16 protein-coding genes are annotated in these 16,073 nt (G+C 61.3%); 6 read left to right on the forward strand and 10 right to left on the reverse strand.

Annotated features, from left to right (window positions below):
- The coding region (locus tag ACR0LZ_RS05590) for a hypothetical protein (RefSeq protein ID WP_480748790.1) at positions 1-356 on the forward strand (356 nt) is incomplete at its 5' end.
- 8 nt (positions 357-364) lie between these two features.
- Here ACR0LZ_RS05590 and msrQ read toward each other — a convergent pair.
- From msrQ to ACR0LZ_RS05605, 3 genes are all read right to left on the reverse strand, one after another.
- Positions 365-961 (reverse strand): protein-methionine-sulfoxide reductase heme-binding subunit MsrQ, encoded by a 597-nt coding sequence (gene msrQ / locus ACR0LZ_RS05595; RefSeq protein ID WP_480749067.1) that lies wholly within the window; start codon positions 959-961, stop codon positions 365-367.
- Between the two features lie 4 nt (positions 962-965).
- Positions 966-1,868, reverse strand: a complete 903-nt coding sequence (gene msrP / locus ACR0LZ_RS05600) for a protein-methionine-sulfoxide reductase catalytic subunit MsrP (RefSeq protein WP_480748791.1) — start codon at positions 1,866-1,868, stop codon at positions 966-968.
- A gap of 75 nt (positions 1,869-1,943) precedes the next feature.
- Positions 1,944-3,431: an FMN-binding glutamate synthase family protein gene (locus ACR0LZ_RS05605; RefSeq protein ID WP_480748792.1), complete on the reverse strand. Its 1,488-nt coding sequence runs from the start codon at positions 3,429-3,431 to the stop codon at positions 1,944-1,946.
- 106 nt (positions 3,432-3,537) lie between these two features.
- Here ACR0LZ_RS05605 and ACR0LZ_RS05610 point away from each other — a divergent pair, with 106 nt between their 5' ends.
- Positions 3,538-3,984: a DUF302 domain-containing protein gene (locus ACR0LZ_RS05610; RefSeq protein WP_480748793.1), complete on the forward strand. Its 447-nt coding sequence runs from the start codon at positions 3,538-3,540 to the stop codon at positions 3,982-3,984.
- A 94-nt stretch (positions 3,985-4,078) separates the two neighbouring features.
- Here the strand turns inward: ACR0LZ_RS05610 and ACR0LZ_RS05615 are convergent, their stop codons facing one another.
- A complete protein-coding gene (locus ACR0LZ_RS05615; RefSeq protein WP_480748794.1) occupies positions 4,079-4,486 on the reverse strand; it encodes a nuclear transport factor 2 family protein in 408 nt (135 codons plus the stop codon).
- A 186-nt stretch (positions 4,487-4,672) separates the two neighbouring features.
- Between ACR0LZ_RS05615 and ACR0LZ_RS05620 the strand changes: the two genes are divergently transcribed.
- Positions 4,673-5,677: a DUF1214 domain-containing protein gene (locus ACR0LZ_RS05620; RefSeq protein ID WP_480748795.1), complete on the forward strand. Its 1,005-nt coding sequence runs from the start codon at positions 4,673-4,675 to the stop codon at positions 5,675-5,677.
- 130 nt (positions 5,678-5,807) lie between these two features.
- On the opposite strand, the gene ACR0LZ_RS05625 is transcribed toward ACR0LZ_RS05620, so the two are convergent.
- The 4 genes from ACR0LZ_RS05625 to ACR0LZ_RS05640 form a co-directional block, all read right to left on the reverse strand.
- Complete coding sequence (locus ACR0LZ_RS05625) at positions 5,808-6,677, reverse strand: formyltransferase family protein (protein ID WP_480748796.1); 870 nt, start codon at positions 6,675-6,677, stop codon at positions 5,808-5,810.
- Positions 6,674-7,111 carry a hypothetical protein gene (locus ACR0LZ_RS05630; RefSeq protein WP_480748797.1) on the reverse strand — a complete coding sequence of 146 codons (438 nt, stop codon included), beginning with the start codon at positions 7,109-7,111 and terminating at the stop codon, positions 6,674-6,676. The genes ACR0LZ_RS05625 and ACR0LZ_RS05630 overlap by 4 nt, the downstream gene beginning before the upstream one ends.
- 122 nt (positions 7,112-7,233) lie before the next feature.
- Positions 7,234-7,851, reverse strand: a complete 618-nt coding sequence (locus ACR0LZ_RS05635) for a cysteine hydrolase family protein (protein ID WP_480748798.1) — start codon at positions 7,849-7,851, stop codon at positions 7,234-7,236.
- Between the two features lie 196 nt (positions 7,852-8,047).
- Positions 8,048-10,942, reverse strand: coding sequence for an error-prone DNA polymerase (locus tag ACR0LZ_RS05640; protein ID WP_480748799.1), 2,895 nt, complete (start codon positions 10,940-10,942; stop codon positions 8,048-8,050).
- Between the two features lie 124 nt (positions 10,943-11,066).
- Between ACR0LZ_RS05640 and ACR0LZ_RS05645 the strand changes: the two genes are divergently transcribed.
- Positions 11,067-11,534, forward strand: coding sequence for a DUF1203 domain-containing protein (locus ACR0LZ_RS05645; RefSeq protein ID WP_480748800.1), 468 nt, complete (start codon positions 11,067-11,069; stop codon positions 11,532-11,534).
- Positions 11,535-11,537: 3 nt separating this feature from the next.
- Here the strand turns inward: ACR0LZ_RS05645 and ACR0LZ_RS05650 are convergent, their stop codons facing one another.
- The gene (locus ACR0LZ_RS05650) at positions 11,538-12,530 is read right to left on the reverse strand and encodes an ABC transporter ATP-binding protein (protein ID WP_480748801.1); all 993 of its coding nucleotides are present in this window, start codon (positions 12,528-12,530) and stop codon (positions 11,538-11,540) included.
- An 89-nt stretch (positions 12,531-12,619) separates the two neighbouring features.
- Here ACR0LZ_RS05650 and ACR0LZ_RS05655 point away from each other — a divergent pair, with 89 nt between their 5' ends.
- Positions 12,620-12,799, forward strand: coding sequence for a zinc-finger domain-containing protein (locus ACR0LZ_RS05655; protein ID WP_480748802.1), 180 nt, complete (start codon positions 12,620-12,622; stop codon positions 12,797-12,799).
- 126 nt (positions 12,800-12,925) lie between these two features.
- The gene (gene polA / locus ACR0LZ_RS05660) at positions 12,926-15,733 is read left to right on the forward strand and encodes a DNA polymerase I (protein ID WP_480748803.1); all 2,808 of its coding nucleotides are present in this window, start codon (positions 12,926-12,928) and stop codon (positions 15,731-15,733) included.
- A 49-nt stretch (positions 15,734-15,782) separates the two neighbouring features.
- Here polA and ACR0LZ_RS05665 read toward each other — a convergent pair whose 3' ends face one another.
- Complete coding sequence (locus tag ACR0LZ_RS05665) at positions 15,783-16,013, reverse strand: DUF2798 domain-containing protein (RefSeq protein ID WP_480748804.1); 231 nt, start codon at positions 16,011-16,013, stop codon at positions 15,783-15,785.
- Between the last annotated feature and the right edge of the window lie 60 nt (positions 16,014-16,073).

Genomic DNA, 16,073 nt, shown 5'->3' on the forward strand with positions numbered 1-16,073 from the left:
CCCATCATCGCCTCAGTTTGTCGCCTCGCTTCGCAGCCAATCCAGAACTCAATCCGTCCCAGCCGCTCCATCCAGCCCCCCAACAGCACCTCAGCGCCGCCGGTGAGGGGCGTTCTAGGCCCAACCTCAAATCACCGCAAGCACAAAATCAAAAAAATCCAAAAAAAATACAAAACCCCAATAAATCAACCTGTTTTCAAAACCTTACAAGAAATACACCCACCCAAATCAAACCAAAAAAACAAACACCAAAAACTCACAGCCCAAAAAATAACAAAACAAAACCCCAAACAATCGGACTCGCCCAAGGTTATCCACAGACTCGCCGGGGGGGGGGCGCCAGTTCAAGGGCTTGATTCACCGGTCAGGCAACAGCCCTCTTTCGACCCGACGACAAGCGCAACAGTAACAGGCCGGTCACGAGACCCAGATAAATCAGAGGTTCGATCTGGAAACCCTTCACCAGCATCACGTAATGCACAACTCCAAGCAACACTGCGGGGTAAACCAGTCGGTGCAATCCGCGCCATTTGGGGCCCAGCCTGCGCACCGACCAGTTGTTGGATGTCACCGCCAAGGGCAGCAGCAGGACAAAGCCCGCCATGCCGACCGTGATGTAGGGTCGCTTGAGGATGTCCGCCCAGATCTGGGTCAGGATCTGCACGTCCAGAACCAGCCAGACCAGCAGATGGCAGCACACGTAGTAAAAGGCGAGCACCCCTATGGCGCGCCGGAACTTCATCAGGTTCAGCCCCAGCCAACGGCGTAGAGGCGTCACAGCCAGACCGGCGATCAGCAATTGCAGCGCCAAATCGCCCAGTTTGTGCTCCAACTCCTTGATTGGCTCGACCCCAAGCCCGCCGGTGGCACCCAGATACAGGAGCCAAGGCGCGGGCAACACACCGACCAGATAGATCAGCCACACCGGAACGCGGCGGAGATATGTGTTCAGAACATCCATGGCGTCAGAAGTATTTCGCCAGATCCATACCATCGTAAAGTCCCGCGACCTCTTGTTCGTAGCCGTTGAACATAAGCGTAGGCACTCGTTTGGCAAACAGTCCACCGCCAATCTTACGTTCGGTCGCCTGACTCCAGCGCGGGTGATTCACATTTGGATTCACATTGCTGTAAAAGCCATACTCGTTCGGAATGGACATGTTCCAGCTGGTAGGTGGCTCGACGTCGGTCAGGGTAATCCGCACGATCGACTTGATCGACTTGAAGCCATATTTCCATGGAACAACCAGCCGCAAAGGCGCGCCATTCTGATTGGGCAGCGGTTTGCCATAAATTCCGGTGGCCATCAACGTCAGCGGGTGCATCGCCTCGTCCAGCCGCAATCCTTCGCGATAAGGCCAGTCGAGCACCGGGTAGCGCGTGCCAGGCATCTCTTCGGGACGATAGAGGGTTTCGAAGGCCACGTATTTCGCACCTTCCTGCACGCCTGCCAAGTTCAGCAGATCGGCCAGTTCGAATCCGTTCCAGGGCACCACCATGGACCACGCCTCTACACAGCGAAACCGATAGATACGTTCTTCGATCGTCATTTCGGACATCACATCCTTGAACGAGTAATCTCCGGGTCGGTCCACCAAACCGTCAATCTTGATCGTCCAGGGATCGGTGGTCAGAACGCTTGCATAAGCTGCCGGGTCACCCTTGCCGGTGCCGAATTCATAATAGTTGTTATAACCGGTGATCTCTTCCCAGCTGTTCGGCTCTAGCGCGTCCGCTGCCGCAGGACGGCCCAGTGTGGCCGCGATACCAAGCCCCGCGGCGCCCGCGATAAACCGTCTTCGGTTCAGGAACGCAGCCTCGGGGGTCACATCAGTGAGGCTCAGGTCATTTTGCCAGCGATGGGCCATTTCAGTCTCCGGTCAATTCACATGTTTTCGATTTAGGCGTGATCAATCAAGTGCGCAAAGCAACTCCACTCACATTCACGGCATGGAATTGTAACTTGGGAGAATCTCGTTCATGGGAATCGAGCGCCCGTTGTCCTGCATGATCCGGACATGGCGGCGGCGCATCTGGCGCGGTTCACTTACACCAACTGAATGCGCAATGATTTCCACTTCGTGAGTGATCTCTTTGGCATAAGACGCCACGCGTTTGCTTTTCTTCTGCGGGACAAGCCCTTTCTGAAAGCGTGGATCATGGGTGGTTATTCCCGTGGGGCAGGTATTGCGATTGCATTTGAGGGCCTGGATGCACCCCAGAGAAAACATGAATCCGCGCGCTGAGGTGACAAAATCAGCCCCGGCCGCCAGAGCCCAGGCGACGTCCGATGGGTTGATCAGCTTGCCGCTGGCAATGATCCGGATACGGTCCTTGAGATCGTGTTCGTCGCGCAGATCTGTGATCAGGGGCAAAGCCTCGCGCACGGACATACCGACGAGGTCGATCAGCGGCATCGGCGCCGCACCGGTGCCGCCCTCACCGCCGTCGATGGTTATGAAATCAGGGGCGCAGTCGGTACCGCGCGCATTGATTGCCGCAAAGAATTCCCGAAACACGTCCTCGGTTCCGACCACGGTCTTGATTCCCACCGGCTTGCCGGTGACTTCTCGGACCCGTACGATCAGGTTCAACAGATCTTCGATATTGGAAACGTCGGGGTGCCGGTTCGGCGACAGGCTGTCCTGCCCAATGGGTATTCCGCGAATGGAGGCGATTTCTTCGGTAATCTTAGCTGCAGGCAGGATGCCGCCCTTGCCGGGTTTGGCCCCCTGGGCCATCTTGATCTCGAACATCCGCACAGTGTCATTCGCGGCCACTTCACGCAGCTTGTTATCGCTGAGCAACCCGTGTTCGTCGCGCACACCATATTTTGCGGTTCCGATCTGGAAAACGATGTCGCAACCGCCTTGCAGGTGATAGGGGCTGAGGCCGCCTTCGCCGGTGTTGAGCCAGATCCCGGCTTTCTTTGCGCCATAGCTCAGCGCCTGCACGGCGGGTTTCGACAAGGCTCCATAGCTCATGCCGGAGATGTTGAAGAATGACGGCGCGAGATAGGGGACGCGCGCGGTCGGGCCGATCAGGAGCGGCGCGGTTTTTGCGGCGTCGTCGTCCAGCGTGGGAAAGGGCGCGTTGACGAAAATCGGCGTGCCCGGAATGCTGAGATTGCGGGTTGAGCCAAAGGCAACGGTGTTGTCCTTGCCGCCCGAGGCGCGACCGACCCAATCCCTTTGTGCCCTGTTGAACGGAAGTTCTTCGCGATCCATGGCAAAGAAGTATTGCCGAAAAAACTCTCCTAATTCTGTGAAAATATTACGAAATCTTCCGATAATCGGATAATTCCTGCGGATCGCATCCGTGGTCTGGAACCGGTCGATACAGAACAGGACAAAGGCGGCAAGCACGAAGAGGCCTACTGCTGCTGCAAAGGCAAAGGCCATTACTTCGATTGCATTCATCGCAAAACCCATGCGAAAACTCCGATATGTTGATGTGGGGCAAGGACGGCCCGAAATTTCAGCTCAAACTGATCATTGGAATGCCAGGTGGCAAGCCACGACTGATCACAAAAGGAGAATGACTTTGAAACAGTTTTTCCTGACAACAAGCCTTATTTTGATGACTCAGACAGCTCAGGCACAGGATATGGTGAGTTACGCGACCCCGGATAGCTTTGACGATGTGTCTTTCGCGGTGGAAAGCGCCATCGTGGGTCAAGGGCTGGTGGTCGACCATATCAGTTATGTCGGTGACATGCTGGAGCGCACGCGCGAAGATGTGGGATCGGACAAGGTTCTGTTTACAAAGGCAAATGTTTATTCGTTTTGCTCTGCCTCCCTGTCCCGCAAGGTGATGGAGGCCGACCCGATGAACATCGCCTTTTGCCCCTATGACATCTTTGTCGCCGAGTTGGCGGACAAGCCAGGAGAGGTGATTGTCGGCTACCGGAGTTTCCCTGAAGGCCCGATGCAGGAGGTTCAGGCGTTTTTGGACGGAATCGTGCGGGATGCCGTCGGCGACTAGATGTACCCGCGATCTGTACGAATTGTACCGGCTTCGGGACCCCTCTTGTGCGAAATGTACAAGAGAATCCGAGCGTAAGCCCGATGCCGCAACCTCAATCCGGCGGCTCGAAGACCCGGCGCAGCAAGTCGGTGTCGAGATAGACGGTGATTTCGGTGATCCGGTCACCGGGCATGACCATCGCCCAACAATAGGTTTGGTCATAGCAGATGCCGGTCGTTGTCACGCCGCGGCTGGTGAAGCGCAGGAACAGCTTGTCGCCCTCGCCCGCAAGATCGACAAATGTCGTCTTCAGCGGCCCGTCGAGAATGGAGAGCAACGGGCCAAACGCGTTGTCGATGAGCGCCTGTTTGGAGTGGTAGGTGCCAGAGACAGAGGTGGTGCCGATCACTGTCCAGGTCACGTCGTCGGCGATCATGTCAAAGAACGGTCGGCTGTCGCCGCTTTCCCATGGCCGGAACGCCTCGCGCAGGCGGCGCTTGTTGGCTTCGGTTTTCGACATGGAGAGAGTTTAGGCCAAACACGGCGCGAATGCCACGCATGTCGCGTTCAGTGCCGGCGCGATACCTGCGACGCCAAGCCCGCCAGCGCGGCGATGATTGAGATCAAGGCAAATTGCGGGGCCTTGCGTTAATGTCCGGGTGATTTTCCGAAACCATGGCCTGTATTTCAGAAAGGATTCACGATGATGAGACTGCCCCTGATCGCGCTTGCGATTTGTGCCCCTGCCCTCGGCTTTGCCGAGAACGTTACGATCGGAAACCTTGTTCGGGCCGAATCCGATACCATGATCCGCGCCAACTTGGCGAGCAACGGCGTAGGCATTGGAGAGATTCTTCACGAGCGCAATCCCGTATCGGCGGAAAACCCGCAACCGATCATCCGCGCCAATCAGGACACGCTTTATTCAGCCGTCGTGCTGGATCTTTCAAAACCGGTGACAATCACGCTGCCCAACGCCGATGGCCGCTTTCAGTCCATGCTGGTGATCAACCAGGATCACTATAGTTACGTCGAGGCAACGCCCGGGACCTATGAACTGACCGAAGACGAGGTGGGCACGCGCTTTGCCTTTGTTCTGTTCCGGACCTTTGTCGACGCGGCCAATCCTGGTGATCTGTCTGTGGCGCACGACATGCAGGATGCCATCGCGTTGAGCGGCGGAGGCGACGGCCCGTTCGATGCACCTGACTGGGATCTTGAAAGTCTGGCCCAGGCGCGGAAAGCGGTGAACGATCTGGCCAGCGCGGTCGGATTTGATGTCAGCCGCGCCTTTGGCCGCAGGAACGAGGTCGACCCCATCGACCACATGGTCGGCGCGATTGCCGGTTGGGCCGGGCAACCGGCCACGACGGCCTCTGCCGTCATCGGCAGCGTTGAGGCGAATGACGGCACCATTCCGCACGCGGTCACGGTCAGGGATGTGCCGGTCGACGCGTTCTGGTCTGTCACGGTCTATAACGCGGACGGCTATCTGGAACCAAACGCACTTGGGCGCAACAGCTTCAACAACACCTCGGCAATGCCGAACGATGACGGGTCTTACACCCTGCACTTTGGCGGCTGTGACGACGGGCGGGTGAACTGCATCCCGATAACGCCCGGCTGGAACTATACGGTGCGCCTGTATCAGCCACGGCAGGAAATCCTTGACGGAAGCTGGACCTTCCCCGAGATCGAACCCGTTGGGTGATCATCCGCATTCGGCATGGTGTGACAGGCAGATCGTTGAATTCGTCGAGCAACAGGTTCAGTGCCTGGCGGAGTCCCGATCAACGGCTCAAATACGGTGTCGGTGAACCCGTTCCCTTTGTGTCTACCTGTCAGGTTGTCGGTTCCGCCATCTGTCGGATCAGATCGTCCGACAGTCTGGCTTCGAAATCCACGGCATCGACCGGACCGTTCTTTCGCAACACAGTGTCAACCAGGACACTGGTCAGTTCCGGAACGCAGGCTGACATCCGATCCACAAATTGCTTGCCGGTTGCCGTGACGTGACCCTGCGCGTTGCCGATGTTGACCGGGCAGGACACACCGATTGCGGGACCTGCGTCGAGTTCGGTCGTCATTTTGTGGATGGTCATGCGGGTCCAGGGATCGTCACGGTCCTGCAGGTCGCGAAAGGGTTGCGCCCCCGCGCCGTGCCCGCCTGGCAGGTCGGCGGGGTGGAAATTGATGACGCCGTATTTCGGCACCGACAAAAGACCATCGTCAAAAAGCTGACCGCAGCCGCAGACGAGGATGAGGTCAGGCGCCCAGGACTTGAGTTGCTGGCGGAACCAGTCGATCTTGAGTTCGCCGGTATAGACGGACAGACCGGCCTGAAGCCCGGTTTCAATGACCTCGGCCGTCATCTCGAACCGCTCATGTGCGTCGAAGAATCGCCAGAGGCGTTTGTGCATGCTCAGCTTGGCGGACTCTTCGACCGCGTCGTCGGTACAGACCGCGACAAGCCGCAGGTCTTTGGGCCGCGCCCGTTCGAACGCAATCAAAGACTCAAGCATCCGTGCCCCGAACTGATACGCGGCGACGGCCAGAACAGAAAGTCTGGCTTCATCGCGTGCTCTGGCCTCTGCCGCGGCGGGCAGTATCAATTCACCCCATCGAGATCCGGGAATGTCCTGAAATACCCGCCCCGGCAAATCGTGACGCAGCTTTCGGTTCAGCCGCTGTTGATCGAAGGCCGTCGTCATCTGAGGTCAGGCCCCTGCCTGGAACCCTGCCCGGCTTCGGCGACCCTGGTACTGTTCCCGAACGCCGCCTTTTGCAGGAATTCGAAGCGCCAGACGATCTGCAGCGGTTTGCCGATGCAATAGGCTTTGCGGCGGTAGAACTTTCCGCCCAGCGCGCCAAGCCCGCCGGTGCAGGCGCGATACCGTTCGGCGGCCCTTTCGCCGATGTCGTCCTGCATCAGCATGGTGACCACGGCCCGGTAGCCGTAACGCTCGGCCCGAACGCACGCGGTGACGGATTCCTCGGACGCGCCGCTTGCACGGTTGCATTCTGTCGCAATGAAATCCCGCACCCGGGGCGGTACCGGGATGTCCGGATCAGGCCACCGTATTTCGGCAAACGCCAGCCCCGGCAAAACGCCCAGACTCAGGAATATGATCGCAAAACGTCGCATGTTTCGCCTCCTGCCGCTCGGCCCCATCCTAGCACAAGAGGATCACGGTGTCCGTTCAAGTATCAGTCTTGAGGCGGACCCCTTCGCGGGCGACGGTCGGCTGGCGTTTGGTGGGCTGCAAGCTATGCCGCTGTGGCAGAGGTGGTTGCTTCTTCCCACTGCGCGACCACTTCATCTGCGGTCAGGAACTGGTTTTCCGGGTCCGTCGCATACCAAGTTTCAAAATACTCGAGACCACTGTCATGGCCCTCTTGGGTGAAGGCCTGCAAACAGTCAGTGACCCAGACGAGGTTGAAACCCTTTTGGAAAGCGTCGCCCGACGTGTGCCTGCAACAACAGTCCGTGTGGAGGCCGGTGATGTATAATGTATCAATGCCTTTGGACCGAAGAAGGCTTTCCATATCGGAACATTGGAAACCGCTGTATGTGGTTTTTGGGACGCTAAGGTCGCCGGGTTTCATTGCCAGCTCCGGCACGATCTCGGCCGATTTGGTTCCCTTCATCGAGTGTGGCGGCCACTTTCTCATTTCGAGGTCATCCGGGGTATGCTCGTCCGTTGAGTACAAAACCAACGCGCCTGCCTTTCGGGCACCTTCCAGGAGTTTTTGCATGGGCGGAATGATAGCCTTTGCGCGGGCCTGATAGTCCGGTCCTCCTGCGTCAGCGATAAAGTATCCCGGCTCAATAAACTCATGAGCCATGTCTACGAGAATTACGGCACTCCTTCTGGGGTCAATCATGGCCTTCTCCCTGTTGTTTGTACACTAACGATTTTATGCTCGCCGAAAGAACCGATTCGGTCAAGTTTTATTGAGAAAAACTGACTTCGGGTGGTACCGACCAACGGGCAAAACCGCAAATCTGTGAGGCTTTGCCTGCGGTTGAAAGATGGGCTGCAGGGGACTGTGCAGTCGGATTAGCCTCCGTCCCACACCCTCACGCCCCCGGTGTCAGCAGGTGGCGCAGGAGGGCGACGGGGTGGGCCTTGAGGCTGAGGCGCAGGGCGACGTAATCCTCGACCACCTCCTCGCCCAGCGACATCTGCGGCAGGTGGGCGGCGGGTTCGGAGAGGGCCTCGCCTTCGATATCCTGCGCAAAGAGCGGCAGGGGGCGCGCGGGGGCGATGGCCTTGGCGGCCCAGAGCGCCTCGCGCCGGTTGAGGCCACAGGCGGCAAAGGCGTCGGCCTCGGCCAGCCGTTCGATGACCGCGGGGGACAGGCCCGCACGGCGCCAGACGTCCTGAACCTCGTGGTATCCGTTGCCGCGCGCGGCGGTGAGCCAGCTTGCGTCCTCCTCGGCCAGGCCCTTGATCTGGCGGAAGCCCAGCCGCAGGGCCAGCCCGCCGCGCCCGTCGGGTTCCATCACGTTGTCCCAATAGCTGGCGTTGATGCAGACGGGGCGGACCGGCACCCCGTGTTCACGGGCGTCGCGCACGATCTGGGCGGGGGCATAGAACCCCATCGGCTGCGAATTCAGGAGCGCGCAGGCGAAGATGCCGGGGTGGTGGCATTTGATCCAGGCGCTGGCATAGACCAGCAGCGCGAAAGAGGCGGCGTGGCTTTCGGGAAAGCCGTAGCTGCCGAAGCCCTCGATCTGGGAAAAGCAGCGTTCGGAAAAGTCGCGGTCATAGCCGTTGCGTTCCATTCCGCGCAAAAACAGGGCGCGGAATTCGCTGACATTGCCGTGTTTCTTGAACGTCGCCAGCGAGCGGCGCAGCCGGTCGGCCTGTTCCGGGGTGAAGCCCGCGCCGACGATGGCGATCTGCATCGCCTGTTCCTGAAACAGCGGCACGCCCAGCGTCTTGCCCAGCACCTCACCCAGCGCGTCCGAGGGAAACTCGACCTTCTCCTCGCCGTTCCGGCGGCGGATATAGGGATGCACCATGTCACCCTGGATGGGTCCGGGGCGGATGATGGCGACCTCGATCACCAGATCGTAGAAGTTGCGCGGGCGCATCCGGGGCAGAAAGTTCATCTGGGCGCGGGATTCGACCTGGAACACGCCCACCGAATCCGCGCGGCAGAGCATGTCATAGACCTTTGGGTCCTCGGGCGGCAGGGTGGCCAGCGTATAGTCGGTCTGGTGGTGCTGGGCGATCAGGTCGAAGGCCTTGCGGATACAGGTGAGCATGCCAAGGCTGAGGACGTCGACCTTGAGAATGCCAAGGCTGTCGATATCGTCCTTGTCCCAGCAGATGACGGTGCGATCCTCCATCGTGGCGTTTTCGATCGGCACCAGTTCGTCAAGCCGCCCCTCGGTGATGATGAAGCCGCCCACGTGCTGAGACAGATGGCGGGGGAAGCCCACGATCTCGTAAACCAGCGCCATGGTCTGTTTCAGGCGGCGGTCTTCGGGGTCCAATCCGATCTCGCGCATCCGCTGCGCTTCGAGCCCGTCGGTCGAAAAGAAGCCCCAGAGCTGGGAGGCGAGGCCGGAGATGGTATCTTCGGTCAGGCCCATGGCGCGGCCGACCTCGCGGATGGCGCGCTTGCCGCGATAGTGGATGACGGTGGCGCAAAGACCCGCGCGGTGGCGGCCATAGCGTTCATAGATGTGCTGGATCACCTCCTCGCGCCGTTCGTGTTCGAAATCGACGTCGATATCGGGCGGTTCGTCGCGCGCCTCGGACACGAAGCGTTCGAACACCATGGTGCCCATCTCGGGGCTGACCGAGGTGATGCCGAGACAGTAGCAGACCACCGAATTGGCTGCCGAGCCGCGCCCCTGGCAGAGGATGTGGCGGGAACGGGCGAAATGCACGATGTCGCGGACGGTCAGGAAATAGGGTTCGTATTTCAGCTTGGCGATGAGGGCCAGCTCATGCGCCAGCATGTCCTGCACCCGGTCGGGCGCCCCCGCCGGATAGCGCCAAGCCAGCCCCTGATGGGCCAGCCGGCGCAAACGTTCGGTCGGGGTTTCGGTGTCGCTGCCCTCGCTGGGATATTCATAGCGCAGTTCGTCAAGGGAAAAGGTAAGCTGCTGGCCGAGGTCATGAGCGCGGGCCACCGCCCCTTCGTGGCCCTTGAAGATGCGCCGCATCTCGGACCCCGAGCGCAGGCGCTGTTCGCCATTGGCCAGCGCCCGGCGGCCCAGCTGGTCGACCCGGCAGCGCAGGCGGATGGCGGCCAGCACGTCGGCCAGTTTGCGGCGGCGCCCGTGATGCATCAGCGGCGCGGCGCTGGCGAGGGTCGGGATGCCGAGCCCGCGCGCCCCGGCATCCAGCGCGGCAAACCGGGCGGCATCGGCCCCGTCGTAGCGGGGGTGGAGCAGCAGGTGCATCCGACCGGCAAAGTGGCGCGACAGCCGCTCTGCCTGTGGTCCCCATCCGACCGCACCGCCCTGCCCCCGCTGCGCCTGTGGCCAGAGCAGCAGGTGAAGACCCTCGGAAAACTCCATCAGGTCGGACAGCTGCAGGAGACAGTCGCCCTTTTCCGCGCGCAGCCGCCCGGTGGAGAGCAGCCGGCACAGGCTGGCCCAGCCCTGCCGGTTCAGCGGCAGGGCGGTGACGGGCGGGGCGTCGGTGAAGATCAGCCGCGCCGCCGGGATCAGACGCGGCACGGCATGTACCGGAAACGAGGGCGGTTTCGGGATATGATCCGGGCGCGGCGGGCCGATGGGGGTATTCTGCCCCTCCCACGTCAGGCGTTCGCGCACCTTGCGGGCAATCTCGCGCGCGCGGGTATGGGCGCGCACGATCCCGGCCACGGAATTGTCGTCGGCGATGGCGATGGCGGGCAGGCCCAGCGCCACCGCGCGCTCCATGTATTCCTCGGGGTGGGAGGCCCCGGTGAGAAAGGTGAAATTCGAAGTGATCGACAGTTCGGCATACATGGCGATTCACCATTATATTCACGTTTTGTTCTTTTTCGAGTCCTTCCTGCCATTACGCAGGAAACGGGTCGTTCCGGCGATGCGGCGCGTGCATCTTGGGAGCAACGAAAGAAGGAGACGAAAGATGTTCAGGATCGTTGCGATGACCACGGAAGACGTTCGCGCCTATCAGGCGGGCGCGCCGGATGCCTATGGCAACCCGCCGGAACGCGCGGTGTCAGAGGGCGGCGGCAATCCGTGCCGTCATTGCCTGCGCTATATCCCTGAAGGCGAAGAGATGCTGATACTGGCACACCGGCCCTTTGCCCAGGCGCAGCCATATGCCGAGACCGGGCCGATTTTCCTGTGCGCCAAGCCCTGCGACCGGCACGAGGACGGGGGCGGTATGCCCGAGGTTCTGGCGGGATCGCCCGATTACCTGATCAAGGGGTACAGCGCGGGCGAACGGATCGTCTATGGCACCGGTGCGGTGGCGCCGACCGACCAGATCGGCGCGGCAGTGGCGCGGATATTCGAACGGCCCGACGTGGCCTATATCCATGTGCGCTCGGCCCGCAACAATTGTTACCAGGCACGGATCGAGCGGAGCTGACGCTCAGAGCCTGACCCGGTGCATTCCGCCCGGAGGGGTGGCGGTGTCGTCGGCGGGCGGATCGTCGGCGCGGCTGGAGGTGAGGGCAAGGAACACGTCCTCGAGATCGGCCTCTTCGGTGCGCACGTCGCGGATGCGGATACCGGCGCTGCGCACCGCTTCGAGCACCTGTTCGGCGCTGGTGTCGTGGTTGTGGTACTGCAATTCGAGCGTGCCGTCCGGGCGCAGCTCGGCCTGAACGCCCTGGGCCTGCGGCAGGGTGGAGATGGCGGTATCGGGCACGATGACCATGGTCCGGCTGTCGAGGCGGCCCAGAAGGTTGGCGGTGCTGTCCTGGGCGACCTTTTCGCCCTGGTTGATGATGGCGATCTCGTCGCACATCTCCTGTGCTTCTTCCAGATAGTGGGTGGTCAGGATGATGGTCATGCCCTGTTGGTTCAGCTTGCGCACATTGGCCCAGAGCATCTGGCGCAGTTCGATGTCGACGCCCGCCGTCGGTTCATCCAGCACCAGAACCCTGGGGTGATGCACCAGCGCCTTGGCCAGCAGCAGACGCCGCCGCATGCCGCCCGAAAGCGTCCGGGCATAGGCCCCCGCCTTGTCGGACAGACCGACGAGTTCGAGGATCTCGTCGCTGCGGCGTTGTGATTTGGGCACGCCGTAAAGCCCGGCCTGAACGTCCAGGGCGCCGCGCGGGGTGAAGAAGGGATCGAGGTTCAACTCCTGCGGCATCACGCCGATGGCGGCGCGGGACTGGCGCGGGAACCGGTCCTGATCGTGGCCCCAGATCTCGACCTGGCCCGAGGTCTTGACCACCAGCCCGGCAAGAATGTTGATCAGCGTCGATTTGCCCGCGCCGTTGGGACCCAGCAGGCCAAAGACCGAGCCGCGCGGCACCGTCAGGTCGATGCCCTTGAGCGCCTGTTTTTCCGGCTGTCCGCGCCCGCCGCGATAGGTTTTGCGCAGCCCTTCGATCCGGATTGCATCCTGGGTCATTTGTCGCTCTTGCCCCCGCTTGGCTCATCGCTCATAAACGCACCTAATACATGCCCGCAAGGCCGACAACCGAAGAAGGATCGCCAGCCGTGACTCTAGATGCGCCGGAAACCAAGATCGTCGAAACCGCCCGCGTTGCCTGTGACGGTGGCGAAGGCGCGCTGGGGCATCCCCGGGTGTGGCTGCAGATCCCCGAGGATCAGGGCTGGGTCGAATGCCCCTATTGCGACTGCAAATACGTGCTGGACGGGCGCGAAGCGGACGCCTGAGCGCAGGCCTGACGCGCGGGATTGAGTATTTATGAAAAGATGAAGTGACCGGGCGTGGTGACGGGTGGTTCTGTCGCCGCGCCCGTGTCATTAGTGTGCTTGGATTGAACAGGGAAAGGGCGCGAAATGACCACGACGTTCGGAAAAGGCTGCCATCTGCATCTGATCGACGGCTCGGCTTTCATCTTTCGCGCCTATCACGCGCTGCCGCCGCTGACGCGCAAGTCGGACGGGTTGCCGATCGGGGCGGTGTCGGGGTTCTGCAACATGCTGCAGCGCTATGTGGATGGTGATCACGGGGCCGATGCGCCGACCCATATCGCGGTGATCTTTGACAAGGGCAGCCACACGTTCCGCAACGAGATGTACGACCAGTACAAGGCCAATCGCGAGGCGATGCCCGAGGATCTGCGGCCGCAGATTCCGCTGACCCGCCAGGCGACCGAGGCGTTCAACATCGCCTGCGAGGAGCTGGAAGGGTATGAGGCCGACGACATCATCGCCACGCTGGCGCATCAGGCGCGCGATGCGGGCGGGCGGGTGACCATCGTCAGTTCGGACAAGGACCTGATGCAGCTGGTCGGCGACGGGGTCGAGATGCTGGACGCGATGAAGAACAAGCGCATCGACCGCGACGGGGTGTTCGAAAAGTTCGGCGTGTTCCCCGAGCGTGTGGTCGATGTGCAGGCGCTGGCCGGTGACAGCGTCGACAACGTGCCGGGCGCGCCGGGGATCGGGATCAAGACCGCGGCGCTGTTGATCAACGAGTTCGGCGATCTGGAAACCCTGCTGGACCGCGCCGAAGAGATCAAGCAGCCCAAGCGCCGCGAGACTCTGATCGAAAAGCGTGATCAGATCGAGTTGTCGAAACGGCTGGTGCAGCTGGACGCGGAGACGCCGCTGAATTTCACGCTGGACGACCTGGAGCTGCGCGACCCGGACCCCGAGAGACTGTTGGCGTTTCTGTCCGAAATGGAGTTCCGCACCCTGACCAAGCGGATTGCCGACAAGCTGGGGGTCGAGGCGCCCGTGATCGCCGAAGTTGCGGCGCCTGCGGCCGGTGAAGAAGCACCCGCCCCCGAACAGCCGCCGTTCGATGCGGCGAAATACGAATGCGTGCGTGATGCCGCCGCATTGCAGAAGTGGATCGATCAGGCGAACGAACGGGGATGGGTCGCGGTGGACACCGAGACCACCGGCCTTAACGAGATGATCGCCGATCTGGTGGGGATATCGCTGTGCATCGAGCCGGGCGAGGCCTGTTACATTCCGCTGACCCATCGCGAGGGAGCGAGTGACGATCTGTTCGGCTCGGACACCTTGGCCGAGGGGCAGATGCCGTTGGAGGAGGCGCTGGCCCTGTTGAAGCCGGTGCTGGAGGACCCGGCGGTTCTGAAGATCGGGCAGAACATGAAATACGATGCCAAGATCTTTGCCCGCTATGACGTGAGGGTCGCGCCGATCGATGACACCATGCTGATGTCCTATGCGATGCATGGCGGCGAGCACGGGCACGGAATGGACACGCTGGCCGAGCGCTATCTGAGCCACACGCCGATCCCCATCAAGCCGCTGCTGGGGTCGGGCAAATCGGCGATCACCTTTGACAAGGTGCCGATCGACGAGGCCACCGCCTATGCCGCGGAGGATGCGGATATCACGCTGCGCCTGTGGCAGCTGTTCAAGCCGCAGCTGCACCGGGCGCGGGTGACCACCGTCTATGAAACGCTGGAGCGCCCGCTGGTGCCGGTGCTGGCCGAGATGGAGATGCATGGCATCAAGATCGACCGCGAGGTTCTGAGCCGCATGTCGAACGCCTTTGCCCAGAAGATGGCGGGGCTGGAGGCCGAGATTCACGAGCTGGCGGGCGAAACGTTCAACGTCGGTTCGCCCGCGCAGTTGGGCGAGATCCTGTTCGACAAGATGGGGCTGGAAGGCGGCAAGAAGGGCAAGACCGGAAAATACTCGACCGGGGCCGATATCCTGGAAGACCTCGCCACCGAGCATGAACTGCCGCGCCGGGTGCTGGACTGGCGGCAGCTGAGCAAGCTGAAATCGACCTATACCGACGCGCTGCAGACCCATATCAACCCCGACACGGGCCGAGTGCATACGTCCTATTCAATCACCGGGGCCAATACCGGGCGGCTGGCCTCGACCGATCCGAACCTGCAGAACATCCCGGTGCGCACAGAGGAAGGCCGTCGTATTCGTGAGGCCTTTATCGCTGAGCCGGGCAATGTTCTGGTCAGCCTTGACTATAGCCAGATCGAGTTGCGGATTCTGGCGCATATCGCGGAGATCGACGCGCTGAAGCAGGCTTTTGCCGACGGGCTTGACATTCACGCGATGACCGCGTCCGAGATGTTCGACGTGCCGCTGGAGGAGATGACGCCCGAGATCCGGCGGCAGGCCAAGGCGATCAATTTCGGGGTGATCTATGGCATTTCGGGCTTTGGTCTGGCCCGGAACCTGCGCATTCCACGGGCCGAGGCGCAGGGCTTCATTGATCGCTATTTCGAACGTTTCCCCGGCATCCGGCGCTATATGGACGACACCATCGGCTTCGCCAAGGAACATGGCTATGTCCAGACGTTGTTCGGGCGCAAGATCCACACGCCCGAGATCAACGCCAAGGGGCCGCATGCGGGGTTTGCCAAGCGCGCGGCGATCAACGCCCCGATCCAGGGGACGGCAGCGGATGTGATCCGGCGCGCGATGGTGCGGATGCCCGCCGCCATCAGGGACCTGCCCGCCAGAATGCTGTTGCAGGTACATGACGAATTGCTGTTCGAGGTGACCGAGGATGCGGTGGACGCCACCATTGCCGCCGCGCGGGATGTCATGGAAGGCGCGGCCGACCCGGCGGTGAAGCTGGATGTCAGGCTGACCGTGGATGCCGGGCGGGGCGCCAACTGGGCCGAGGCGCATTAGGCACTGAACGCGCCGCTCATCAGGCCCGGCGGGCCGTCTTTGCGCCGGGTCAGGCCTCGGGCCTGACCATGCGGGCCACCAGTTTGCGGACAAAGGGGCCGGCGATCAGGATGACCGCAAAGGCGATCGGCCAGCTGGTAACCCATGCCGCCATCCAGTTCGAAGTCACACCCGGCGCAAAGCCCAGCGTACGCAGGGTGGCCACGCAGGTCACGATGCAGGACATCAGCCCCGATATGAGGAGGGCGAAAACGGTGTGCGAAAAGCGGGCGGGGATCATCTGGACATCTCGGTTTGTTGGTTCTTCACATTCGGTATATGAGATATGGCATCTGGCCGT

It is taken from the genome of Ruegeria sp. CI1, assembly GCF_056536925.1.

What these genes read in the sequence shown, in the direction of transcription:
- ACR0LZ_RS05665 (WP_480748804.1), bottom strand. Translation starts at nt 16,013, where the DNA reads ATGATCCCCGCCCGCTTTTCGCACACCGTTTTCGCCCTCCTCATATCG.
- ACR0LZ_RS05650 (WP_480748801.1), bottom strand. Translation starts at nt 12,530, where the DNA reads ATGACCCAGGATGCAATCCGGATCGAAGGGCTGCGCAAAACCTATCGC.
- ACR0LZ_RS05610 (WP_480748793.1), top strand. Translation starts at nt 3,538, where the DNA reads ATGACTTTGAAACAGTTTTTCCTGACAACAAGCCTTATTTTGATGACT.
- ACR0LZ_RS05635 (WP_480748798.1), bottom strand. Translation starts at nt 7,851, where the DNA reads ATGATTGACCCCAGAAGGAGTGCCGTAATTCTCGTAGACATGGCTCAT.
- ACR0LZ_RS05605 (WP_480748792.1), bottom strand. Translation starts at nt 3,431, where the DNA reads ATGGGTTTTGCGATGAATGCAATCGAAGTAATGGCCTTTGCCTTTGCA.
- ACR0LZ_RS05615 (WP_480748794.1), bottom strand. Translation starts at nt 4,486, where the DNA reads ATGTCGAAAACCGAAGCCAACAAGCGCCGCCTGCGCGAGGCGTTCCGG.
- ACR0LZ_RS05640 (WP_480748799.1), bottom strand. Translation starts at nt 10,942, where the DNA reads ATGTATGCCGAACTGTCGATCACTTCGAATTTCACCTTTCTCACCGGG.
- msrQ (WP_480749067.1), bottom strand. Translation starts at nt 961, where the DNA reads ATGGATGTTCTGAACACATATCTCCGCCGCGTTCCGGTGTGGCTGATC.
- ACR0LZ_RS05625 (WP_480748796.1), bottom strand. Translation starts at nt 6,677, where the DNA reads ATGACGACGGCCTTCGATCAACAGCGGCTGAACCGAAAGCTGCGTCAC.
- ACR0LZ_RS05620 (WP_480748795.1), top strand. Translation starts at nt 4,673, where the DNA reads ATGAGACTGCCCCTGATCGCGCTTGCGATTTGTGCCCCTGCCCTCGGC.
- polA (WP_480748803.1), top strand. Translation starts at nt 12,926, where the DNA reads ATGACCACGACGTTCGGAAAAGGCTGCCATCTGCATCTGATCGACGGC.
- ACR0LZ_RS05645 (WP_480748800.1), top strand. Translation starts at nt 11,067, where the DNA reads ATGTTCAGGATCGTTGCGATGACCACGGAAGACGTTCGCGCCTATCAG.
- ACR0LZ_RS05630 (WP_480748797.1), bottom strand. Translation starts at nt 7,111, where the DNA reads ATGCGACGTTTTGCGATCATATTCCTGAGTCTGGGCGTTTTGCCGGGG.
- msrP (WP_480748791.1), bottom strand. Translation starts at nt 1,868, where the DNA reads ATGGCCCATCGCTGGCAAAATGACCTGAGCCTCACTGATGTGACCCCC.